Origin of the sequence: Paraburkholderia sp. CNPSo 3076, assembly GCF_026343935.1 — a bacterium.
GTDB lineage: Bacteria > Pseudomonadota > Gammaproteobacteria > Burkholderiales > Burkholderiaceae > Paraburkholderia > Paraburkholderia nodosa.
On sequence record NZ_JAPMAL010000047.1, the window covers coordinates 1 to 22,181 of the forward strand.

Here is a 22,181-nt window from a genome sequence, read left to right on the forward strand (position 1 = left end):
GGTCTTCGCGATCTGCTGCGACTCGCCGCGGTTGCGGATCTGCACGCCCACGAAGATGTGCGCGCGCTCGGCGTCGTCGATGCGGTAGTTGAACTCGGTCACGCTGCGCGTGCCGACCAGCTCGCAGAAGCGCTTGAAGCTGCCGCGCTCCTCGGGGATCGTCACCGCGAACACCGCTTCGCGCGCCTCGCCCACCTCGGCGCGCTCGGCCACGAAGCGCATGCGGTCGAAGTTCATGTTCGCGCCCGAGGTGATCGCCACCAGCGTCTGGCCTTCGATGCCCTCGCGCTCCGCGTACAGCTTCGCGCCCGCCACGGCCAGTGCGCCGGCGGGTTCGAGCACGCTGCGCGTGTCCTGGAAGACGTCCTTGATCGCGGCGCAGAGGGCGTCGGTATCGACGGTGAGCACTTCGTCGAGGTAGTGCTGGCACAGGCGGAAGGTTTCCTCGCCCACGAGCTTCACGGCCGTGCCGTCCGAGAACAGGCCGACTTCGGCGAGTTCCACGCGCTTGCCCGCCTGGATTGACTGCGCCATCGCGCAGGAATCATCGGTCTGCACGCCGATCACCTTGATCTCGGGGCGCACGGCCTTTACGTACGCCGCGACACCCGCAGCCAGCCCGCCGCCGCCGATCGGCACGAAGATCGCGTGAATCGGGGCCTGATGCTGGCTCAGCACTTCCATCGCGACGGTGCCCTGGCCGGCGATCACGTAGGGATCGTCGAACGGGTGCACGAAGGTCAGGCCGCGTTCTTCCTGCAGGCGCACGGCGTGGGCGTAGGCGTCGCTGTACGACTCGCCGGCCTGCACGACCTCGACGGTCGCGCCGCCGTGGGCGCGCACCGCATCGACCTTCACCTGCGGCGTGGTAACCGGCACGCAGATCACGGCCTTCACGCCGAGCTTCGCCGCCGAAAGCGCCACGCCCTGCGCGTGATTGCCCGCCGAGGCGGTGATCACGCCGCGCTCGAGCTGCGCGGGCGTGAGATGCGCCATCTTGTTGTACGCGCCGCGCAGCTTGAAGGAGAACACCGGCTGGTTGTCCTCGCGCTTGAGGAACACGGCGTTGCGCAGGCGCGCCGAGAGATTCGGGGCGCGCTCGAGTTCGGTCTCGCGGGCGACATCGTAGACGCGGGCGGTGAGGATTTTCTTCAGGTAATCGTCGTGGGAGGCCATGCGAGGGCGCGCCGGGCGCGGGTTTAGGGCGGGAAAGCGTAAATGATAGCGCCAACGGCTCCCGCGCTGGCGGCGCGGGCAGGCGGCTGGCGCTCGATGCGGCAGCGCTATTCACCGACCGGCCGGAAGGCAAATCATCGTCAAAGCGCGCGCAATCCGGCGCGAATCACCCGTCTACGCAAGTGAATCTTGTGTGTTCACCAAGTTCCTACGCCGCGTCAGCGCGGGTGCGGATCATGCGGTAAAATCCTTTTTCGAAACAAGGATCGGATGATGCACTGGCAACCTCGGAGAGCCCATTTGATGCCCGCACGGCGCGTGACCCGCCCGGCGGCGCAGCGGCACGCCCGCCACGCACGATCGTGTCGCTAAATCCGAGCGCCGGGGAACCATCGGCGTGAGCGTTGCCGCCATGTGCCTCCCCACCCCTTTCGTCCGCAGCCTGCCACAGGCGGACACGATTTCAGAATAGCGCCCCACGCGCCCCGTCAGTATCCGTCGCAGCGGCCGCGAGCCGTGCGCGGGACTGGCCCAAAGAGTCGTCCAACCATGAACGCACCTCAAGTTTTCGATCCTCACGGCGCCCCCGCCGCCGTGGCCGCCGACATCGAACCGCGCCTGCGCGAGATTCCCTATAACTACACGTCCTTTTCGGACCGCGAAATCGTCATCCGCCTGCTTGGCGAAGAGGCTTGGAACGCGCTCGCCGTGCTGCGCGCGGAGCGCCGCACCGGCCGCTCGGCGCGCATGCTCTACGAGGTGCTGGGCGACATCTGGGTCGTGCGCCGCAATCCGTATCTGCAGGACGATTTGCTCGACAATCCGAAACGCCGCGCGCTCCTGATCGAGGCGTTGAACCACCGCCTCGGTGAAATCGAGAAGCGCCGCCGCGCCGACCTGCAGGAGCATGCAGACAAGGAAGGCGTGGACCGTGCCGCGCGCGTGGAAAAACTGGTCAGCGCCACGCGCCGCGCCATCGACGCCTTCGCGGGCGAGTTCGAGAAGGTGGCCGACCTGCGCCGCCGCTCGACGAAGGTGCTCGGCAAGCGCACGGCCAAGGACAACATCCGTTTCGACGGCCTCGCGCGCGTCTCGCACGTGACCGACGCGACCGACTGGCGCGTTGAATATCCGTTTGTCGTCCTCACGCCCGATACCGAAGCCGAAATCGCCGGCCTCATCAAGGCCTGTTTCGAACTGGGGCTCACCGTGATTCCGCGCGGAGGCGGCACGGGCTACACGGGTGGTGCGGTGCCGCTCACCCCGTTCTCGGCCGTCATCAACACCGAAAAGCTTGAGCAGCTTGGTCCCGTCGAAATGACCGAGCTGCCGGGCGTGAACCGCAAGGTGGCGACGATTTTCTCGGGCGCGGGCGTGGTTACGCGCCGCGTGACCGAGGCCGCCGACGCCGCGGGCTTCGTCTTCGCAGTCGATCCGACTTCGCTCGATGCGTCGTGCATCGGCGGCAACGTTGCGATGAATGCAGGCGGCAAGAAGGCGGTGCTGTGGGGCACGGCGCTCGACAATCTCGCCTGGTGGCGCATGGTCGACCCGCAGGGCAACTGGCTGGAAGTCACGCGCCTCGACCACAACATGGGCAAGATCCACGACATTCCCGTGGCGCGCTTTGAGTTGAAGTGGTTCGACGGCGAATACGCGCCGGGCGAAAAGCTGCTGCGCTCCGAATCGCTCGATATCGAAGGCAAGCGCTTCCGCAAGGAAGGTCTCGGCAAGGACGTCACCGACAAGTTCCTCGCCGGCCTGCCGGGCGTGCAGAAGGAAGGCTGCGACGGGCTCATCACGTCCGCGCGCTGGGTGCTGCACAAGATGCCCGCGCATACGCGCACGGTGTGTCTGGAGTTCTTCGGCCAGGCGCGCGAGGCGATTCCGAGCATCGTCGAGATCAAGGACTACCTGTTCGAAACGTCGAAACAGGGCGGCGCGATTCTCGCGGGCCTCGAGCATCTCGACGAGCGTTATCTGCGCGCCGTGGGCTACGCGACCAAGAGCAAGCGCAACGCGTTTCCGAAGATGGTGCTGATCGGCGATATCGTCGGTGACGACGCCGATGCCGTGGCTACCGCGACTTCGGAAGTCATCCGCATGGCGAACGGCAAGAGCGGTGAAGGTTTTGTCGCGGTGTCCGCCGAGGCGCGCAAGCGCTTCTGGCTCGACCGCAGCCGCACGGCCGCGATCGCAAAGCACACCAACGCGTTCAAGATCAACGAAGACGTCGTGATCCCGCTCGACCGCATGGGCGAGTACACGGACGGCATCGAGCGCATCAACATCGAGCTGTCGCTCAAGAACAAGCTGCAACTGGTCGACGCGCTCGAAGCGTTCTTCAAGGCGGGCAAGCTGCCGCTCGGCAAGACGGACGACGCGAACGAGATTCCGTCCGCGGAACTCCTCGAAGACCGCGTGCAGCAAGCGCTCGACCTGCTCAAGCGCGTGCGCGAGCGCTGGACCTTCGTGGGCGAGAAGCTCGATCTGTCGCTGCGCGAGGCGCAGCACTATCTCGTGCAACTGGGCTACGAGGCGCTGGCGGAAAAGTTCGCCGACCGCGTGGATGCGCAGCCGGACGCGAACGTCTTCCACGTGACCCAGGACCGCACGGTACGAATCTCGTGGAAGCAGGAGATCCGCGCGGAACTGCGCAAGATCTTCAACGGCGGCGAATTCAAGCCGATCCTCGACGAGGCCCAGGCGATACACAAGAAGGTGCTGCGCGGCCGTGTGTTCGTGGCGCTGCACATGCACGCCGGCGACGGCAACGTGCACACGAACCTGCCGGTCAACTCCGACAACTACGAGATGCTGCAGGACGCGCATGTCGCGGTGGCGCGCATCATGAAGCTCGCGCGTTCGCTCGACGGCGTGATCTCGGGCGAGCACGGCATCGGCATCACGAAGCTCGAATTCCTCACGGACGACGAGATCGCCGAGTTCCGCGCCTACAAGCAGCGCGTCGATCCGCAAGGCCGCTTCAACGCGGGCAAGCTGCTCGAAGGCGCCGACCTGCGCAACGCCTACACGCCGTCGTTCGGCCTGATGGGCTACGAGTCGCTCATCATGCAGCAGTCCGACATTGGCGCAATCGCCGATTCGGTGAAGGACTGCCTGCGCTGCGGCAAGTGCAAGCCGGTGTGCGCGACCCACGTGCCGCGCGCGAACCTGCTCTACAGCCCGCGCAACAAGATTCTCGCGACCTCCTTGCTGGTCGAGGCGTTCCTGTACGAAGAGCAGACGCGCCGCGGCGTGTCGATCAAGCACTGGGACGAGTTCAACGACGTGGCCGACCACTGCACGGTCTGCCACAAGTGCGTGACGCCGTGCCCGGTCAAGATCGACTTCGGCGACGTGACCATGAACATGCGCAATCTGCTGCGCAAGATGGGCAAGAAGAAGTTCAACGCAGGTAACGCGGCGGGCATGTTCTTCCTGAACGCCACGAACCCGCAGACCATCAATCTCGCGCGTACCGCGATGATGGGCGTGGGCTACAAGGCGCAGCGCCTTGGCAACGACTTGCTCAAGAAGGTCGTGAAGAAGCAGACGGCGCATCCGCCCGCATCCACGGGCAAGCCGGCCGTGGTCGAGCAGGTGATCCACTTCGTCAACAAGAAGATGCCGGGCAACCTGCCGAAGAAGACAGCGCGCGCGTTGCTCGACATCGAAGACAACAAGATCGTGCCGATCATCCGCAACCCGAAGACGACGAACGTCGATTCGGAAGCGGTGTTCTACTTCCCCGGCTGCGGCTCGGAGCGTCTGTTCTCGCAGGTGGGTCTCGCCACCCAGGCCATGCTCTGGGAAGCGGGCGTGCAGACGGTGCTGCCGCCGGGCTACCTGTGCTGCGGCTATCCGCAGCGCGGCTCGGGCCAGTACGACAAGGCCGAGAAGATCGTCACCGATAACCGCGTACTGTTCCATCGCGTCGCGAACACGCTCAACTACCTCGACATCAAGACCGTCGTGGTGTCGTGCGGGACGTGCTATGACCAGCTCGCGGGTTATGAATTCGACAAGATTTTCCCTGGATGCCGCATCATCGACATCCACGAGTTCCTGCTGGAGAAGGGCATCAAGCTCGACGGCGTGACGGGCACGCGCTACATGTACCACGACCCGTGCCACACGCCGATCAAGACGATCGATCCGGTCAAGCTCGTCAACGAGCTGATGGGCTCTGAACACGACGGCTACAAGATCGAGAAGAACGATCGCTGCTGCGGCGAATCGGGCACGCTGGCCGTGACGCGCCCGGACATTTCGACGCAGGTGCGTTTCCGCAAGGAAGAGGAAATCCGCAAGGGCGCGGCGAAGCTGCGCGGCATTCCGATCGTCGGCAACGGCGCGAACGGGGTGCAGCCAGCGACGCAGCAGGAAGCGGGCGGGCAGGGTACGACGCAGGACGTCAAGATTCTGACGAGCTGCCCGTCGTGCCTCCAGGGTCTGTCGCGGTACAACGAAGACGCCAACATCGAAGCCGACTACATCGTGGTGGAAATCGCCCGACACCTGCTTGGCGAAAACTGGATGGCGGACTACGTTCAGAACGCGAACAATGGCGGAATCGAGCGCGTGCTGGTCTAATGGCAGCGCTCAATTTTCGGTGAACGGGTTCGAGGACGACGATGACATGCGTATTCTGCAGTGAGGAAGGCGGCGATGTGCTGTGGCAGGACGAGCGCATGCGTGTCGTGCTCGCGACTGCCGAGGCCGACTATCCCGGCTTTTGCCGGGTCATCTGGAATGCGCACGTCGCCGAATTCTCGGACCTGGGCGCGGCCGACCGGGAACATCTGATGCGCGCGGTCTACGCCGTCGAGCGTGCGCTGCGCCGTGTCATGCAGCCTTCGAAGGTGAATCTGGCGAGCCTCGGCAACCAGGTGCCGCACGTGCACTGGCACGTCATTCCGCGCTTCACGAACGACGCCCATTTCCCGCTGCCCGTCTGGGCGCCGCGCCAGCGCACGGTGTCCGAGGCGATGCTGGGCCAACGCCGCGCGCAAGCCACGCTGCTGCGTGACGCGGTGCGACAGGAAATGGAGCAGGCTTAAGGTCTGAGCGGGCGGGGCGGTGAGCGTCCAATGCGCGTCCGTCGCGCGTCCAACAGCGGGAACGATCATGAGTGGACTGAAATCCGATACGCCGGTGCCAACCGGCGTCGTGGTGCACGCCGTCTCGCGCGTGCTGGAACTCCAGTATGCGAACGGGGAGAGCTACCGCGTGCCCTTCGAGCTGATGCGCGTGTATTCGCCCTCGGCGGAGGTGCGCGGGCACGGCCCCGGCCAGGAAACGCTGCAGACCGGCAAGCGCGAGGTGACGATTACGGCGCTCGAAGGGGTCGGCAACTACGCGCTGCAGCCCACGTTCTCCGATGGCCACAATACCGGCATCTACTCGTGGGACCAGCTCTACGAGCTCGCCACGCGCCAGGACGAACTCTGGGCGGAATATTTCGCCAGCCTGAAGGCGGCGGGCGTCGAGCGCGACGCTCCCATGGCGGCGCCCCCTGCCGCGCATGGCCACTGCCACTGACGCTTCCTGTTACGATCCAGCCCCGCCGCTTCTCTGAAGCGGCGCAGCACACCAATAGAACACCCTTCCGCGAAAGGACGAGCGCGATGAGCAAAACCCACTTCGGCTATCAGACAGTCGACGAACAGGACAAGGCGAAGAAGGTGGCCGGCGTGTTTCACTCGGTCGCCTCGAACTACGACCTGATGAACGATCTGATGTCGGGCGGGCTGCACCGCGCGTGGAAGGCGTTCACGATTGCGCAAGCGAACATCCGGCCCGGCGCGAAGGTGCTCGACATCGCGGGCGGCACCGGCGACCTTTCCATGGCGTTCGCGAAGAAAGCGGGCCCGACGGGCGAGGTCTGGCACACCGACATCAACGAGTCGATGCTGCGCGTGGGGCGCGACCGCCTCATCGACAATGGCGTGATCACGCCGGCGCTGCTTTGCGACGCCGAGAAAATTCCCTTTCCGGACAACTACTTCGACGTGGTGACCGTGGCTTTCGGGCTGCGCAACATGACGCACAAGGACGCCGCGCTCGCCGAGATGCGCCGCGTGCTCAAGCCGGGCGGCCGCGTGCTCGTGCTCGAATTCTCGAAGGTCTGGGAGCCGCTCAAGAAGGCGTATGACGTGTATTCGTTCAAGGTCCTGCCGTGGCTTGGCCGGCGCTTTGCACAGGACGCGGACAGCTACCAGTACCTCGCGGAATCGATCCGCATGCATCCGGACCAGGAAACGCTCAAGACGATGATGGAACAAGTCGGCCTCGAAGCTGTCAAATATTACAATTTGTCAGCTGGCGTGGTAGCCTTGCACGTCGGCACAAAGTATTAGTGTTCCCAACTTACTGTCTTTAAAGGAATTTCCACCATGTCTGAGCCCCGAATCGATGCTTCCAAAAAGCTTTCATCGTCATGGGCCAGACGAATCGGCGTCCTGGCTCTCGCCGGCGTGATGATTGCCGGCAGCCTCGCGTCGTTCGATGCGGAGGCTCGCCGTATGGGTGGCGGCCGCAGTTTCGGCAAGCAGTCGTCGGTGGCCTCGCAGCGCAGCACCACGCCGCCGCCTGCCCAGCCCAGCCCCACGAATCCCGCGCAGCAGGCCGGGGCCCAGCGCGCTCCCGGCACGCCGGCTCCCACGCCTGCGCCCGCACCGGCGCGCAATCGCTGGCTTGGGCCGATCGCGGGCCTCGCGGCCGGTCTCGGCATCGCCGCGCTGCTTTCGCACTTCGGTCTTGGCGAGGCGTTTGCCGGCATGATGGCCAACATGATCGTGATCGCGATCATCGCCTTTATCGCCGTCTGGCTGATCCGCAAGTTCATGAGCCGCCGCCGTGCCGCGGAACCCGCGTACCAGGGCGGGTACTCGTCGAGTAGCGTGAACCCGTCGTCGGGCGGGTTTCAGCCGCAGGAGCCGCGCTACACCGCGCCGCCCACGGGGCAGTACCTCGCGCCCGAAGCCAATCCGGTGAGCACGCCGCAAGTCGATACGCCGGCAGCTGCGTCGATCCCGGCCGGCTTCGACACGGAAGCCTTCGTGCGGAATGCGAAGGTCTACTTCGTGCGTCTGCAGGCCGCGTGGGACGCGGGCAACATGGACGACATCCGCGAATTCACGACGCCCGAGATGTTCGCCGAAATCCGCGTCGATCTCGCGGGGCGCGGCGCGCAGTCCAACCAGACCGACGTCGTGCAGCTCAACGCGGACCTGCTCGGCGTGGAAGAGCGCGGCAGCGAGTACCTTGCGAGCGTGCGCTTCTCCGGCCTGATTCGCGAAGCCATGGGCGAGCCGGCCGCACCGTTCGTCGAGGTGTGGAATCTCTCGAAATCGCGTACGTCGGGCGAAGGCTGGCTGCTCGCGGGCATCCAGCAGGTCGAATCTCACTGAGCCAGCACTGGGGCCGCGCGTCTCGTGATTTGATTCAGATCACGGAGTGTGGCGCCTTCGAGCGGCCGCGCGGCATTGGACAGGGCAGGACGGCGGCGCGATCCTGTGGCTCGAACGTTACAATAGGAACCCGCCCGGGCTTGTGCCCGAGCGGGTTTTCTTATTCCATGCCGATGACTCTTGCCGCCAAGCCCTTCGCCGCTGCCGTCAATCACCTGCTCGCCCGCGAAACGTGGGCCCGTGAGCGTCTCGCCCCCTATGCCGGCAAGACGGCCCGCCTCACGTGCCCGCCCGTCGTGCTCACGCTGCTCGTGCAGCCGGACGGCTATCTGGGTGCGGTCGAGGACCACGATGCAGGCGATGTCGATGTGACGCTGTCGCTGCCCGCAGGCGCGCTCTCGTCGTTCGTGCAGGGCGGCCAGGCGGCCGTGATGAAACACGTGAAGATCGAGGGCGATGCCGAGTTTGCCCAGGTCATCGGCAAGCTCGCCGAGCATCTGCGCTGGGAGCCCGAAGAGGACCTCGCGAAGCTGATTGGCGACGCGCCGGCTTCACGCATCGCCACGCTCGCGCGCGCCGCGGGCGAGCAGGCCCTGCGCACCGGGCGCAACGTGTTCGGCTCGGTCACGGAATATCTGCTCGACGAAAATCCGCAGCTCGTGCGGCGCGGCGAACTCGACGGCTTCAATGAAGAACTGTCGCGCGCACGCGATGCGCTGGCACGCGTGGAAAAGCGCATCGAGCGGCTCGAACAAAAATCACTGGCCAGCGGCGGGAGCCAAAGCGCTGCGCCGCGCGGCTCGCGCTAGTCAACAGGCCCCCCAGACATGCGTTTTCTGCGTTTCCTCAAGATTTTCTTCACCGTCATCCGCTTCGGCCTGGACGAGATGATGTTGAGCCGGATCAACGACCGGCGTGTGGCGCTGCTCCTGCGCATCACCACGATCGGCCGTCGCTTCGACGACCCGCCCGGCTTGCGTCTGCGTCTCGCGCTGGAAAGTCTCGGCCCGATCTTCGTGAAATTCGGCCAGGTGCTGTCTACGCGCCGCGACCTGCTGCCGCCCGATATCGCCAACGAACTTGCGAAGCTGCAGGACCAGGTGCCCCCGTTCGATTCGAACGTGGCGATCGGCCTGATCGAGAAGTCGCTGGGCGCGCCGGTCGACACGATCTTCGACGATTTCGAACGCGTGCCGGTGGCGAGCGCGTCGATTGCCCAGGTGCACTTCGCCAAAGTGAAGTCGGGCCAGCACGCGGGCAAGCCGGTGGCGGTGAAGGTGCTGCGCCCGAACATGCGTCCGGTGATCGATTCCGACCTCGCGCTGCTGCGCGACATCGCCGTATGGGCCGAGCGCCTGTGGGCCGACGGCAAGCGCCTGAAGCCGCGCGAAGTGGTGGCCGAATTCGACAAGTACCTGCACGACGAGCTCGACCTCATGCGCGAGGCCGCCAACGGCAGCCAGTTGCGCCGCAATTTCGCGGGCCTCGACTTGCTGCTCGTGCCGGAAATGTACTGGGAATTCAGCACGGCCAACGTGCTCGTGATGGAGCGCATGGTCGGCGTGCCGATCAGCCAGGTGGACAAGCTGCGGGCGGCGGGCGTGGACATTCCGAAGCTCGCGCGGGAGGGCGTGGAGATCTTCTTCACGCAGGTGTTCCGCGACGGCTTCTTTCACGCCGACATGCACCCCGGCAACATACAGGTGAGTCTCGATCCCGCGCATTTCGGCCGCTATATCGCGCTCGATTTCGGCATCGTCGGCGCGCTGTCGGACTTCGACAAGAACTACCTCGCGCAGAACTTTCTCGCGTTCTTCAAGCGCGACTATCACCGCGTGGCGACGCTGCATATCGAATCGGGCTGGGTGCCGCCCCATACGCGCGTGGAAGAGCTAGAAAGCGCGATTCGCGCCGTGTGCGAACCGTATTTCGACCGGGCGTTGAAGGACATCTCGCTTGGCCAGGTGCTGCTGCGCCTCTTCCAGACCTCGCGGCGCTTCAACGTGGAAATCCAGCCGCAGCTCGTGCTGCTGCAAAAGACCATGCTCAACGTCGAGGGCCTCGGGCGCTCGCTCGATCCGGAGCTCGATCTCTGGAAAACGGCGAAGCCTTATCTCGAGCGCTGGATGACCGAGCAGATCGGTCTGCGCGGCTGGTACGAGCGCTTCAAGATCGAAGCGCCGCAATGGAGCAAGACGCTGCCACAATTGCCGCGCCTCGTGCACCAGGCGCTGCTGCACCGCCAGGAGCCGGGCGGTTTCGCGAACGACGAGACGATCCGCGCGATGCTCGCCGAGCAACGCCGCACGAACCGCCTGCTGCAGGGCCTGCTCGTGTTCGGCGTGGCCGTGGGCGTGGGCATGGTGGCCGCGCGCGTGTGGCTCGCGTTTGCCTACGGCGGCTGACGGACCACGAGAACAAGGAGTGAGACGATGAGCGACCCGACCCTGCCGCCGCAACCGGGCGAAGTGCCCGAGTTCGAAACCCGCGACCCGGCGTCGCCCTCGTTCTGGGACGAGCGCTTCGCGCGCGGCTTCACGCCATGGGATCAGGCGGGCGTGCAGCGCCAGTTCGAAGCTTTCGCCACGGCGCACCCTGAGGCCGCCGTGCTGATTCCGGGCTGTGGCAACGCCTGGGAGGCACGCTGGCTCGCCGAGCACGGCCGCACGGTGCGCGCCATCGACTTCGCGCCAGCCGCGGTCGCGAGCGCGCGTACGGCGCTGGGGCAGTACGCCGGCGTTGTCGAAGAGGCGGACTTCTACGCCTACACGCCGCCGTTCACGCCGGCCTGGGTGTTCGAGCGCGCGTTCCTGTGCGCGTTGCCCAAAGCGCAGCGCGCGAGCTACGCCACCCGCATGGCCCAGCTGTTGCAGCCCGGCGCGTTGCTCGCGGGCTACTTCTTCATCGGCGAGACGCCCAAAGGGCCGCCGTTCGCCATCGCGCGCGACGAACTCGACGCCTTGCTCACGCCGTACTTCTCGTTGGCCGACGATCAGCCCGTGGCCGACTCGCTGCCCGTGTTCGTCGGGCGCGAGCGCTGGCTCGTGTGGCGCCGCAACGACGTCGCGCCGTCGCCCGTTTGAGCTGTCTTTAGGCAGGCACGCCATGGGCTCGCCGCCTTGCATGGCCGCGCGCGCTCTTGATGTGCGCGCAACCTGCCCTCATCTGACTTGAGGCGGCCGCAACCCTCCGACCCTCTGCGCTGGATACCCAACCCCGGTAAATGCCAGGGGCGATCCTGGTTTGCGGCTATAATTCAAGGCTTTGCAAGCAATTATCAGATTTTCATCAGGATAGAGATCATGCCGATCTACGCTTATCGCTGCGAGTCGTGCGGCTTCGACAAGGACGTGCTCCAAAAGATGAGCGATGCGCCCCTGACGCAGTGCCCGAGCTGCGGCGCGGACGCATTTCGCAAGCAGGTCACCGCAGCGGGCTTCCAGCTGAAGGGTTCGGGCTGGTACGTCACCGATTTCCGCGGCGGCAACGGCGGCAAGAGCGGCGCGGCGACCGGCGCGAAGGAGGCTGGCGAAAACGCGCCGTCGCCGGAGGCCAGCAAGCCGGCCGGCGAGGGCGCCGCGAGCGCTTCCAGCGATTCGAGCCCAGCCGCGGCCGCCGCGAGCAGCCCAGCGAGCACGCCCAGCCCGGCAGCCTCGACCTGAAAAACCTGCGGCGCGATTCCTGCATTCCCGGGGACACGCGCCGCGCCGTAGCCGTGCCGGCAGCCCGTTTGCTGCGCGCGGCCCGCATGGCGGTGTACATGACGATCAAGAAAGCGACGTTCAAATCGGTATTCCTGACCGGCCTGCTGGTGCTGGTGCCGCTGGCCATCACGCTGTGGGTGCTGAACCTCGTCATCGGCACGATGGATCAGACGCTGCTGCTGCTGCCCGAATCGTGGCGGCCGGAGCGCATGTTCGGTGTGCGCCTGCCGGGACTCGGCGCGGTGCTTACGCTTGCGTTCATCTTCGGGGTCGGTCTGCTCACGCACAACTTCATCGGCCAGAAGCTGGTGGAGTGGTGGAACGCGCTGGTGCGCCGCATTCCGATCATCGGACCGCTGTACGGCAGCATCCAGCAGGTTTCCGATACACTGCTTTCGAGCAACGGCAATGCATTTCGCAAAGCGCTCCTGATCGAGTACCCGCGCAAGGGTTCGTGGACGATCGCGTTTCTCACCGGCATTCCCGGCGGCGACGTGGTCAACCACCTGCAGGAAGATCACGTGAGCGTGTATGTCCCGACTACGCCGAATCCGACGTCGGGCTTTTTCCTGATGGTGCCAAAGAGCGAGGTGGTCGAGCTGGACATGACCGTCGACGCCGCGCTCAAGTATATTGTTTCGATGGGCGTGGTCGCGCCGGCAACCTCACCACGCCGCCCCATCGATCCTCCGCTTTAATACCGGACGACGCGCTGCTGCGCGCCGCTCCCGTTCATTCATGCATAACGAAAGACGAACATCATGTCGATGAGATCTGAATACTGCGGTCTGGTGACCGAACAGCTGCTGGGCCAAACTGTTTCGCTGTGTGGATGGGTGCAGCGCCGCCGCGACCATGGCGGCGTCATCTTCATCGACCTGCGCGACCGCGAGGGCCTCGTTCAGGTCGTCTGCGATCCGGACCGCGCGGAAATGTTCAAGATCGCCGAAGGCGTGCGCAACGAGTTCTGCGTGCAGGTAAAGGGTCTCGTTCGCAATCGTCCGGAAGGCACGGTCAACGCGAACCTCACGAGCGGCAAGATCGAAGTGCTGTGCCACGAAATCGTGGTGCTCAACGCGTCGGTCACGCCGCCGTTCCAGCTCGACGACGACAACCTCTCGGAAACCACGCGCCTCACGCATCGTGTGCTCGACCTGCGCCGTCCGCAGATGCAGCACAACCTGCGTCTGCGCTACCGCGTGACGATGGCCGTGCGCAAGTATCTCGACGCGCTCGGCTTCATCGACATCGAAACGCCGATGCTCACGAAGAGCACGCCGGAAGGCGCGCGCGACTACCTCGTGCCGTCGCGCGTGAACGCGGGCCAGTTCTTCGCGCTGCCGCAGTCGCCGCAGCTCTTCAAGCAGCTCCTGATGGTGGCGAACTTCGATCGCTACTACCAGATCGTCAAGTGCTTCCGCGACGAAGACCTGCGCGCCGATCGTCAGCCCGAATTCACGCAGATCGACTGCGAAACGTCGTTCCTCGGCGAGCAGGAAATCCGTGACCTGTTCGAAGATATGGCGCGTCACGTGTTCAAGGAAACGATCGACGTCGAGCTCGACGCGAAATTCCCGATCATGCCGTACTCGGAAGCCATGAGCCGCTTCGGTTCGGACAAGCCGGACCTGCGCGTGAAGCTCGAATTCACCGAGTTGACCGACGCCATGAAGGACGTCGACTTCAAGGTGTTCAGCGCACCGGCCAACACGAAGGACGGCCGCGTCGCGGCGCTGCGCGTGCCGAAGGGTGGCGAGCTGTCGCGCGGCGACATCGACGGCTACACGGAATTCGTGCGCATTTACGGCGCGAAGGGTCTCGCGTGGATCAAGGTCAACGAAGCCGCGAAAGGCCGTGACGGTCTGCAAAGCCCGATCGTCAAGAACCTGCACGACGCCGCGATTGCCGCGATCCTCGAGCGTACCGGCGCGCAAGACGGCGACATCATCTTCTTCGCGGCAGATCGCGCGAAGGTCGTGAACGACAGCCTCGGTGCACTGCGCCTGAAGATCGGCCACTCGGAGTTCGGCAAGGCCAACAGCCTCGTCGAGAAGGGCTGGAAGCCGCTGTGGGTGGTCGACTTCCCGATGTTCGAGTACGACGAGGAAGAAAACCGCTACGTGGCCGCGCACCACCCGTTCACGAGCCCGAAGGACGAGCACCTGGAATACCTCGAAACGGATCCGGGCCGCTGCCTCGCCAAGGCTTACGACATGGTGCTGAACGGCTGGGAGATCGGCGGCGGCTCGGTGCGTATCTATCAGGAAGACGTGCAGAGCAAGGTGTTCCGCGCGCTCAAGATCAATGCGGAAGAAGCGCGCGCGAAGTTCGGCTTCCTGCTCGACGCGCTGCAATACGGCGCGCCGCCCCATGGCGGTATTGCGTTCGGTCTGGACCGCATCGTCACGATGATGGCCGGCGCCGATTCGATTCGCGACGTGATCGCGTTCCCGAAGACGCAACGCGCGCAGGACCTGCTTACGCAGGCCCCGAGCCCGGTGGACGAGCGCCAGCTGCGCGAACTGCACATCCGTCTGCGTCAACCCGAGCAGAAGACGGCGCAGTAAGCCGCACTCCCTGGCTGCGAAGGCCCGTCAGGGCTTTTGCATCGCAACAACAAAAAAGGCGCATCGTGCGCCTTTTTTGCTTTTTGCGTTAAATTACCTTTAGACGCGCCGCAAGCGCGCAGCGCGCGTTCCTCCCCACGCTCCAACACCATGCAGAAGCCGCCGAAGATTCCGGAATCCGTACTCGTCGTCATCCATACGCCGCAACTGGAGGTCCTGATCATCGAACGCGCCGACCGCCCGGGTTTCTGGCAGTCGGTCACCGGCTCGAAAGATCGCCCGGGCGAGCCGTTCGCCGAAACCGCCGTGCGCGAGGTGGGCGAGGAGACGGGTATTGCTGTCGGCGCGGTGGGCGTTCCGCAGGCGGCGCTGCTCGACTGGCACCACGAGATCGAGTACGAAATCTATCCTGTGTGGCGCCATCGCTATGCGCCCGGCGTCACGCGCAACACCGAGCACTGGTTCAGCCTGGAAGTGCCCACGGGCACAGTCGTCACGCTCGCGCCGCGCGAGCATACGGCTTATGTATGGCTGCCCTACGAGCAGGCGGCGGCGAAGTGCTTCTCGTGGTCGAACCGCGAGGCCATTCTGCAACTGCCCATGCGGCTACGCGAAGGGCGCGAAGGATGTGAGGGACGCGGGTGAGCGCAACATGAGCGAAACCAGTACCGATCCCGGCATTGAATCGCAGCGCATGGTGAGGCTGCGCGAGGCGCTGCTTGGCCGGCGCTATCGTTCGCGCTATCGCTTCACGAGCGGCAACGACGTGCGCCTGTTCGGCTCGAGCGCCGGTCTGTTTGGCGCGATGATCGAACGCATCGACGCCGCCGTGCGCGATGTCGCGCTCGAAACCTATATCTTCTGCGACGACGACATCGGCCGTGCGCTCTCCGACGCGCTCATGCGCGCGGCGGCGCGCGGCGTGCGCGTGCGCGTGATCACCGACGGCATCGGCTCGCCGCGCATTGCGCTGTTCGAGACCTGGCCGGGCGCGGGGGTGGAGCACCGCGTCTACAACCCGCACATCTTCGGGCGCTTTGGCTTTTCGCGCACGCACCGCAAGCTCGCCGTGATCGACGACCAGTTCGCCTTTTGTGGCGGCATCAACGTGATCGACGATTTCGAGCAGGACGGCCACCGGCTGCCGTATGCACGCTGGGATTTCGCCGTCGAGCTGTATGGCCCCGTGGTCGTGGACGTGCGCCTCGCGATCGAGCAGCAGTGGCGGCGTATCCGGCTCGGCTACCGGCCGCCGCTGCCCCAGCAACTGTCGCCCGGCGTGCCCGCGAGCGCGGGCTTCATGTCGCCGCATCCCACCGGGCACACGGTGGGGCGCCCCACGCAGATCGTCGACGACGCGCTTCGCGCGCTTGCGCCCACCGTGCGCTCGTCGCGCGCGAAACGCTTTTTCACGCGTCTGCGCGAGCGCCTGCGCGCGAGCGTGCGCGATCCGCGCGCGGCGCAGGTGCCCTGCGTGGCGTTCGTCGCGCGCGACAACGTGGTGAACCGGCGCGCCATCGAAAAGGCTTATCTCGACGCCATCGGCGAGGCGCGCAAGGAGGTGCTGCTCGCCAATCCGTACTTCATGCCGGGCCGGCGGCTGCGACGCGCGCTCGTGAGCGCCGCGGAGCGCGGGGTGGCGGTCAAGCTTCTGGTCGGACGAAAGGAATTCAAGGTGCTCGACTACGGAGTGCCGTTCCTCTATCACCAGCTCTTGAGCGCGGGCGTGCAGATTGCTGAGTACGAGAAAACGATGCTCCACGGCAAGGTGGCCGTCGTCGATTCGAGCTGGGGCACTGTGGGTTCCTCGAACCTCGATGCGCTCAGCCTCGTGCTCAACAACGAGGCCAACGTGCTGCTCGTGCAGCATCCACAGATCGAACAGCTGCGCGGCGAGATCCTCGCGGCTTTCGGCGACGCCGCGCAGATCGACCGCGCGCGTTACGAGGCGCGGCCGTGGCACGTGCGCGCCGTGAACTGGTTCGCCTGGGCGTTCTATCGCGCGCTCATGAAGCTGATCACCGTGGGCGGCTACGACTAGAAACAGAACGCTGCCATACGAATCAGCGCACGTGCAATCGAGAGAATGTCGGCTTGCGCGCGGCGCCCGAACCCCGAAAATTAGAGTACCGGTTAGAAACCGGTTTCTAATAAAGTCCTTGTTTCGCGGACGGCTGTCCTCAACAATAGTACGGCCGTTCGATTTAATTCGAGCCCAGATGTAAGCAGTTAATGAGCAGTTGACAGCGACATCGCGGCCACATCGTTACGGTAAAGAAAGCTATGCGAAAAGGCGAACAGACACGAGCCGCCATTCTGGACGCAGCACTCGACCTGGCAGGTCGCGATGGCCTTGAAGGCCTGACCATCGGCCTGCTCGCCGAGCGCATGCAGATGAGCAAGAGTGGCGTCTTCGCTCACTTCGGGTCTCGGGAAGACCTGCAGGTCGAGGTGGTGCGCGAGTACCACCGTCGATTCGAGGAAGAAGTCTTCTTTCCGAGTTTGCGCGAGCCACGCGGTTTGCCGCGTCTGCGTGCGATGCTGTCGCGATGGTTCGAGAAGCGCATTCACGAAGTCACGACCGGCTGCATCTACATCAGCGGCGCCGTCGAGTACGACGACCGCGCCGACAGCCAGGTGCGCGAGACCTTGGTCGCGAGCGTGTCGATGTGGCGTGCTGCGCTCCTGAGGGCCATTTCGCAGGCAATTGAAGAAGGCCATTTGCGCAAGGAGACCGATCCCGCGCTGATGCTCTTCGAACTGTATAGCGTGACGCTCGGCCTGCATCATGACGGCCGCTTCCTGCATCTGCCGGACGCGGTCGAGCATACGTGGGCCGCGTTCGAGAAGCTGATTGTTTCGTATCAGAGCGAGACCCAGTAGCGCCCAAGCTGCAACATCGAAGTCGCGGCGGCGCGCGAGGGACCCGAAGCTCAAATTTTGGAGAGAAGACATGGGACAGTACACCGCGCCGCTGCGCGACATGCAGTTCGTTCTGCACGAACTGCTGAACGTGGAAGGCGAAGTGAAGCAGATGCCGAAGCACGCCGACCTCGACGCCGACACCATCAACCAGGTGCTCGAGGAAGCCGGCAAATTCTGCTCCGAGGTGCTGTTTCCGCTGAACCAGGTCGGCGACCGTGAAGGCTGCACCTACGCCGGCGACGGCGTCGTCACCACGCCTGCTGGTTTCAAGGAAGCGTACAGGCAATACGTCGAAGCCGGCTGGCCCGCGCTCGGCTGCGATCCCGAATACGGCGGCCAGGGCTTGCCCGCGTTCGTGAACAACGCGCTCTACGAAATGCTGAACTCGGCGAACCAGGCGTGGACCATGTACCCGGGTCTCTCGCATGGCGCCTACGAGTGTCTGCATGCGCACGGCACGCCCGAACTCCAGAAGGCCTATCTGCCGAAGCTCGTCGAAGGCGTGTGGACCGGCACGATGTGCCTGACCGAGCCGCACTGCGGCACCGACCTCGGCATCCTGCGCACGAAGGCCGAGCCGAACGGCGACGGCTCGTATGCGATCACCGGCACGAAGATCTTCATCTCGAGCGGTGAGCACGACATGGCCGAGAACATCATCCACCTCGTGCTCGCGCGTCTGCCTGATGCGCCGCCGGGAACCAAGGGCATCTCGCTGTTCGTCGTACCGAAGTTCATCCCCACGGCAGCGGGCGAAGTGGGCGAGCGCAATGGCATCAAGTGCGGCTCGATCGAGCACAAGATGGGCATTCACGGCAACGCGACCTGCGTGATGAATCTCGACGGCGCGAAGGGCTGGCTCGTCGGCGAACCGAACAAGGGCTTGAACGCCATGTTCGTGATGATGAACGCCGCGCGTCTGGGCGTCGGCATGCAAGGTCTCGGTCTCACCGAAGTCGCTTACCAGAACTCCCTCGTGTATGCGAAGGAGCGTCTGCAGATGCGCGCGCTGACCGGTCCGAAGGCGCCCGAAAAGGCCGCGGACCCGATCATCGTGCATCCGGACGTGCGCCGCATGCTGCTCACGCAGAAGGCCTGGGCCGAAGGCGCGCGCGCCTTCACGTACTGGTCGGCGCTGCAGATCGACAAGGAACTCTCGCACGGCGATGAAAGCGAGCGCAAGGAAGCCGGTGACCTCGTCGCGCTGCTCACGCCGATCATCAAGGCCTTTCTCACCGACAACGCCTTCGAGAGCACCAACCTCGGCATGCAGGTGTTTGGCGGCCACGGTTTCATCTCCGAGTGGGGCATGGAGCAGTACGTGCGCGACGCGCGTATCAACCAGATCTACGAAGGCACCAACACGATCCAGTCGCTCGACCTGCTGGGTCGCAAGGTGCTGGGCGACATGGGCGCGAAGCTCAAGAAGTTCGGCAAGCTCGTGACGGATTTCGTCGAAGCCGAAGGCATCAAGCCGGAAATGCAGGAGTTCGTGAATCCGCTCGCCGACATCGGCGACAAGATGCAGAAGCTCACGATGGAAATCGGCATGAAGGCGATGCAGAACCCGGACGAAGTGGGCGCGGCCGCGGTGCCGTACCTGCGCACGGCGGGCCACCTCGTGTTCGCCTACTTCTGGGCACGCATGGCGCGCATCGCGCTCGACAAGGAAAGCTCGGGCGATCCGTTCTACAAGTCGAAGCTGGCCACGGCGCGCTTCTACTTCGCGAAGCTGCTGCCCGAAACCGCCACGTCGATCCGCCAGGCGCGCGCGGGTTCGAAGACGCTGATGGAAATCGACGAAGCGCTGTTCTAAAAGCCAACGGGCGTGCGCTTTTCAAAGGCGCGCGCCCTGTCAACACGATGTCCAGAGGCGGCGCCCGTTGAGGCACGCCGCCCCCACACCTCAATCCGCTCGACATTGCATACCCGCTGGAGGAACAACGTGAGCAACCTCAATATTCGCAAGGTGGCCGTGCTCGGCGCCGGCGTGATGGGCGCGCAGATGGCCGCGCACCTGATCAACGCCCGCGTGCCCGTGCTGCTGTTCGATCTGCCCGCGAAAGAAGGCCCGAAAAACGCCATCGCGCTCAAGGCGATCGAGACGCTCAAGAAGCTCTCGCCCGCGCCGTTCGGCGTGAAGGACGACGCGCAATACATCACGCCTGCGAACTACGAAGACGACATCGCGAAGCTCGCGGAATGCGACGTGGTGATCGAGGCGATCGCCGAGCGCATGGACTGGAAGCACGACCTCTACAAGAAGGTCGCGCCGCACCTCGGCCCGAACGCGATTTTTGCGACCAACACCTCGGGCCTGTCGATCACCGAACTCTCGCATGGCTTCGACGATGCGTTGAAGGCGCGCTTCTGCGGCGTGCACTTCTTCAACCCGCCGCGCTACATGCACCTCGTCGAGCTGATCCCGACGTCGCAAACGAAGCCCGAAATCCTCGACCAGCTCGAATCGTTCCTCACGAGCGTGGTGGGCAAGGGCGTGGTGCGCGCGAAGGATACGCCGAACTTCATCGCGAACCGCGTGGGTGTGTTCTCGATCCTCGCGGTGATCGCCGAGGCGAAGAAGTTCGGTCTGCGTTTCGACGAAGTCGATGACCTCACGGGCGCGCGCCTTGGCCGCGCGAAGTCGGCGACGTTCCGCACAGCGGACGTCGTGGGTCTCGACACGATGGCGCACGTCATCAAAACGATGCAGGACAACCTGAAGAACGATCCGTTCTTCCCTGTGTATGAAACGCCGGCCGTGCTCGCGGGTCTCGTGGCGAAGGGCGCGCTCGGCCAGAAGACGGGCGGCGGCTTCTATCGCAAGGAAGGCAAGTCGATCAAGGTGCTCGACGCCAACACGGGCGAGTACGTCGATGGCGGCGGCAAGGCCGACGAACTGGTGGGCCGCATCCTCAAGCGTCCGCCCGCCGAGCGCCTGAAGCTGCTGCGCGAAACGCAGCACCCGCAGGCGCAGTTCCTGTGGTCGATCTTCCGCGACGTGTTCCACTACATCGGCGTGCATCTGCAGTCGATCGCGGACAACGCGCGCGACGTCGATCTCGCGATCCGCTGGGGCTTCGGCTGGAACGAAGGTCCGTTCGAAGGCTGGCAGGCCGCGGGCTGGAAGCAGGTCGCCGAGTGGGTGAAGGAAGACATCGACGCGGGCAAGGCGCTGTCGAATGCACCGCTGCCCGCCTGGGTGTTCGAAGGCCTGGTCGCCGCGAACGGCGGCGTGCACGGTGCGGAAGGTTCGTGGTCGCCCGCTGAAGCGCGCTTCGTGCCGCGCTCGACGCTGCCGGTGTACGAGCGTCAGGTGTTCCGTGCGGCGCTGTTCGGTGAAACGAGCGCACGCGATCCGAAGACCTACGGCAAGACGCTGTTCGAGAACGACAACCTGCGCGCCTGGGTGGACGACCGCGCGGGCGAGGACGACGTCGTCATCGTCTCGTACAAAAGCAAGATGAACACGATGGGCCCGGGCCTGCTCGACTCCCTCGTGAAGGCCATCGACATCGCGGAAGACGGCTACAAGGGCCTCGTGATCTGGCAACCGACGTCGCTCAAGCTCGGCGCGCCGGGCGGTCCGTTCTCGGCTGGCGCGAACCTCGAAGAGGCGATGCCCGCGTTCATGATGGGCGGGGCGAAGGGCATCGAGCCGTTCGTGAAGAAGTTCCAGGACACGATGCTGCGCGTGAAGTACGCGAACGTGCCGGTGATCGCGGCGGTGTCGGGCATCGCGCTCGGCGGCGGCTGCGAAATCATGCTGCAGAGCGCGAAGCGCGTGGCGCACGTCGAGAGCTATGTCGGCCTCGTGGAAGTGGGTGTGGGTCTCGTGCCTGCTGGCGGCGGCCTGAAGGAAGCGGCGATTCGTGCTGCCGAAGGCGCGCAGGCGATTGGCGCGGCACCGAGCGATCTGCTCCGGTTCCTGCAGAAGTCGTTCGAAAACGCGGCGATGGCGAAGGTTTCGGCCTCGGCGCATGAAGCACGCGCAATGGGCTATCTGAAGCCTTCGGACACGATCGTCTTCAACGTGTTCGAACTGCTCGATACGGCGAAGAAGGAAGCGCGCGCACTCTCCGCTGCGGGCTACCGCCCGCCGCTGCGCGCCACGCAGATTCCGGTGGCGGGCCGCTCGGCGATCTCGACCATCAAGGCCTCGCTCGTGAACATGCGCGACGGCCGCTTCATCAGCGATCACGACTTCCTGATCGCGAGCCGCATCGCGGAAGCAGTGTGCGGCGGCGACGTCGAGGCCGGCAGTCTCGTCGACGAAGAATGGCTGCTCAAGCTAGAGCGCCGCGCCTTCGTCGATCTGCTCGGCACGCAGAAGACGCAGGAACGCATCATGGGCATGCTGCAAACCGGCAAGCCGGTGCGCAACTAAGCGGCAC

17 protein-coding genes are annotated in these 22,181 nt (G+C 64.9%); 16 read left to right on the forward strand and 1 reads right to left on the reverse strand.

Features of this window, described 5'->3' with window-relative positions:
• The coding region (gene ilvA, locus M3A49_RS36860; protein ID WP_266233251.1) for a threonine ammonia-lyase, biosynthetic at positions 1–1,176 on the reverse strand (1,176 nt) is incomplete at its 3' end.
• Between the two features lie 549 nt (positions 1,177–1,725).
• Between ilvA and M3A49_RS36865 the strand changes: the two genes are divergently transcribed.
• The 16 genes from M3A49_RS36865 to M3A49_RS36940 all read left to right on the forward strand — a co-directional run bounded on the left by M3A49_RS36865 (position 1,726) and on the right by M3A49_RS36940 (position 22,174).
• Positions 1,726–5,772, forward strand: coding sequence for an FAD/FMN-binding oxidoreductase (locus tag M3A49_RS36865; protein WP_266233252.1), 4,047 nt, complete (start codon positions 1,726–1,728; stop codon positions 5,770–5,772).
• Between the two features lie 41 nt (positions 5,773–5,813).
• Positions 5,814–6,239 carry an HIT family protein gene (locus M3A49_RS36870; protein WP_266233253.1) on the forward strand — a complete coding sequence of 142 codons (426 nt, stop codon included), beginning with the start codon at positions 5,814–5,816 and terminating at the stop codon, positions 6,237–6,239.
• 67 nt (positions 6,240–6,306) lie between these two features.
• Positions 6,307–6,720: a gamma-butyrobetaine hydroxylase-like domain-containing protein gene (locus M3A49_RS36875; protein ID WP_028206026.1), complete on the forward strand. Its 414-nt coding sequence runs from the start codon at positions 6,307–6,309 to the stop codon at positions 6,718–6,720.
• 86 nt (positions 6,721–6,806) lie between these two features.
• Positions 6,807–7,538: a bifunctional demethylmenaquinone methyltransferase/2-methoxy-6-polyprenyl-1,4-benzoquinol methylase UbiE gene (ubiE, locus tag M3A49_RS36880; RefSeq protein WP_069262911.1), complete on the forward strand. Its 732-nt coding sequence runs from the start codon at positions 6,807–6,809 to the stop codon at positions 7,536–7,538.
• Positions 7,539–7,574: 36 nt separating this feature from the next.
• Positions 7,575–8,591 (forward strand): Tim44 domain-containing protein, encoded by a 1,017-nt coding sequence (locus tag M3A49_RS36885; RefSeq protein WP_266233254.1) that lies wholly within the window; start codon positions 7,575–7,577, stop codon positions 8,589–8,591.
• 173 nt (positions 8,592–8,764) lie between these two features.
• Complete coding sequence (locus M3A49_RS36890; protein ID WP_266233346.1) at positions 8,765–9,400, forward strand: ubiquinone biosynthesis accessory factor UbiJ; 636 nt, start codon at positions 8,765–8,767, stop codon at positions 9,398–9,400.
• A gap of 18 nt (positions 9,401–9,418) precedes the next feature.
• The gene (gene ubiB / locus M3A49_RS36895) at positions 9,419–10,996 is read left to right on the forward strand and encodes a ubiquinone biosynthesis regulatory protein kinase UbiB (protein WP_254352320.1); all 1,578 of its coding nucleotides are present in this window, start codon (positions 9,419–9,421) and stop codon (positions 10,994–10,996) included.
• 27 nt (positions 10,997–11,023) lie between these two features.
• A complete protein-coding gene (locus tag M3A49_RS36900; RefSeq protein WP_266233255.1) occupies positions 11,024–11,674 on the forward strand; it encodes a methyltransferase domain-containing protein in 651 nt (216 codons plus the stop codon).
• 219 nt (positions 11,675–11,893) lie between these two features.
• The gene (locus M3A49_RS36905; protein ID WP_266233256.1) at positions 11,894–12,253 is read left to right on the forward strand and encodes an FmdB family zinc ribbon protein; all 360 of its coding nucleotides are present in this window, start codon (positions 11,894–11,896) and stop codon (positions 12,251–12,253) included.
• A 98-nt stretch (positions 12,254–12,351) separates the two neighbouring features.
• A complete protein-coding gene (locus M3A49_RS36910) occupies positions 12,352–12,993 on the forward strand; it encodes a DUF502 domain-containing protein (RefSeq protein ID WP_042266455.1) in 642 nt (213 codons plus the stop codon).
• A gap of 63 nt (positions 12,994–13,056) precedes the next feature.
• Positions 13,057–14,862, forward strand: a complete 1,806-nt coding sequence (gene aspS, locus M3A49_RS36915) for an aspartate--tRNA ligase (RefSeq protein WP_266233257.1) — start codon at positions 13,057–13,059, stop codon at positions 14,860–14,862.
• Between the two features lie 150 nt (positions 14,863–15,012).
• Entirely contained in the window at positions 15,013–15,507 is a 495-nt protein-coding gene (gene nudB / locus M3A49_RS36920) for a dihydroneopterin triphosphate diphosphatase (RefSeq protein ID WP_266233258.1), read from the forward strand.
• A 7-nt stretch (positions 15,508–15,514) separates the two neighbouring features.
• Positions 15,515–16,903, forward strand: coding sequence for a phospholipase D-like domain-containing protein (locus M3A49_RS36925; protein WP_266233259.1), 1,389 nt, complete (start codon positions 15,515–15,517; stop codon positions 16,901–16,903).
• A 242-nt stretch (positions 16,904–17,145) separates the two neighbouring features.
• The gene (locus M3A49_RS36930) at positions 17,146–17,745 is read left to right on the forward strand and encodes a TetR/AcrR family transcriptional regulator (protein WP_028206015.1); all 600 of its coding nucleotides are present in this window, start codon (positions 17,146–17,148) and stop codon (positions 17,743–17,745) included.
• A gap of 70 nt (positions 17,746–17,815) precedes the next feature.
• The gene (locus M3A49_RS36935) at positions 17,816–19,603 is read left to right on the forward strand and encodes an acyl-CoA dehydrogenase C-terminal domain-containing protein (protein WP_266233261.1); all 1,788 of its coding nucleotides are present in this window, start codon (positions 17,816–17,818) and stop codon (positions 19,601–19,603) included.
• 129 nt (positions 19,604–19,732) lie between these two features.
• Positions 19,733–22,174 (forward strand): 3-hydroxyacyl-CoA dehydrogenase/enoyl-CoA hydratase family protein, encoded by a 2,442-nt coding sequence (locus M3A49_RS36940; RefSeq protein ID WP_266233262.1) that lies wholly within the window; start codon positions 19,733–19,735, stop codon positions 22,172–22,174.
• The last annotated feature ends 7 nt before the right edge of the window (positions 22,175–22,181 follow it).

What these genes read in the sequence shown, in the direction of transcription:
- M3A49_RS36865 (WP_266233252.1), top strand. Translation starts at nt 1,726, where the DNA reads ATGAACGCACCTCAAGTTTTCGATCCTCACGGCGCCCCCGCCGCCGTG.
- M3A49_RS36870 (WP_266233253.1), top strand. Translation starts at nt 5,814, where the DNA reads ATGACATGCGTATTCTGCAGTGAGGAAGGCGGCGATGTGCTGTGGCAG.
- M3A49_RS36875 (WP_028206026.1), top strand. Translation starts at nt 6,307, where the DNA reads ATGAGTGGACTGAAATCCGATACGCCGGTGCCAACCGGCGTCGTGGTG.
- ubiE (WP_069262911.1), top strand. Translation starts at nt 6,807, where the DNA reads ATGAGCAAAACCCACTTCGGCTATCAGACAGTCGACGAACAGGACAAG.
- M3A49_RS36885 (WP_266233254.1), top strand. Translation starts at nt 7,575, where the DNA reads ATGTCTGAGCCCCGAATCGATGCTTCCAAAAAGCTTTCATCGTCATGG.
- M3A49_RS36890 (WP_266233346.1), top strand. Translation starts at nt 8,765, where the DNA reads ATGACTCTTGCCGCCAAGCCCTTCGCCGCTGCCGTCAATCACCTGCTC.
- ubiB (WP_254352320.1), top strand. Translation starts at nt 9,419, where the DNA reads ATGCGTTTTCTGCGTTTCCTCAAGATTTTCTTCACCGTCATCCGCTTC.
- M3A49_RS36900 (WP_266233255.1), top strand. Translation starts at nt 11,024, where the DNA reads ATGAGCGACCCGACCCTGCCGCCGCAACCGGGCGAAGTGCCCGAGTTC.
- M3A49_RS36905 (WP_266233256.1), top strand. Translation starts at nt 11,894, where the DNA reads ATGCCGATCTACGCTTATCGCTGCGAGTCGTGCGGCTTCGACAAGGAC.
- M3A49_RS36910 (WP_042266455.1), top strand. Translation starts at nt 12,352, where the DNA reads ATGACGATCAAGAAAGCGACGTTCAAATCGGTATTCCTGACCGGCCTG.
- aspS (WP_266233257.1), top strand. Translation starts at nt 13,057, where the DNA reads ATGTCGATGAGATCTGAATACTGCGGTCTGGTGACCGAACAGCTGCTG.
- nudB (WP_266233258.1), top strand. Translation starts at nt 15,013, where the DNA reads ATGCAGAAGCCGCCGAAGATTCCGGAATCCGTACTCGTCGTCATCCAT.
- M3A49_RS36925 (WP_266233259.1), top strand. Translation starts at nt 15,515, where the DNA reads ATGAGCGAAACCAGTACCGATCCCGGCATTGAATCGCAGCGCATGGTG.
- M3A49_RS36930 (WP_028206015.1), top strand. Translation starts at nt 17,146, where the DNA reads ATGCGAAAAGGCGAACAGACACGAGCCGCCATTCTGGACGCAGCACTC.
- M3A49_RS36935 (WP_266233261.1), top strand. Translation starts at nt 17,816, where the DNA reads ATGGGACAGTACACCGCGCCGCTGCGCGACATGCAGTTCGTTCTGCAC.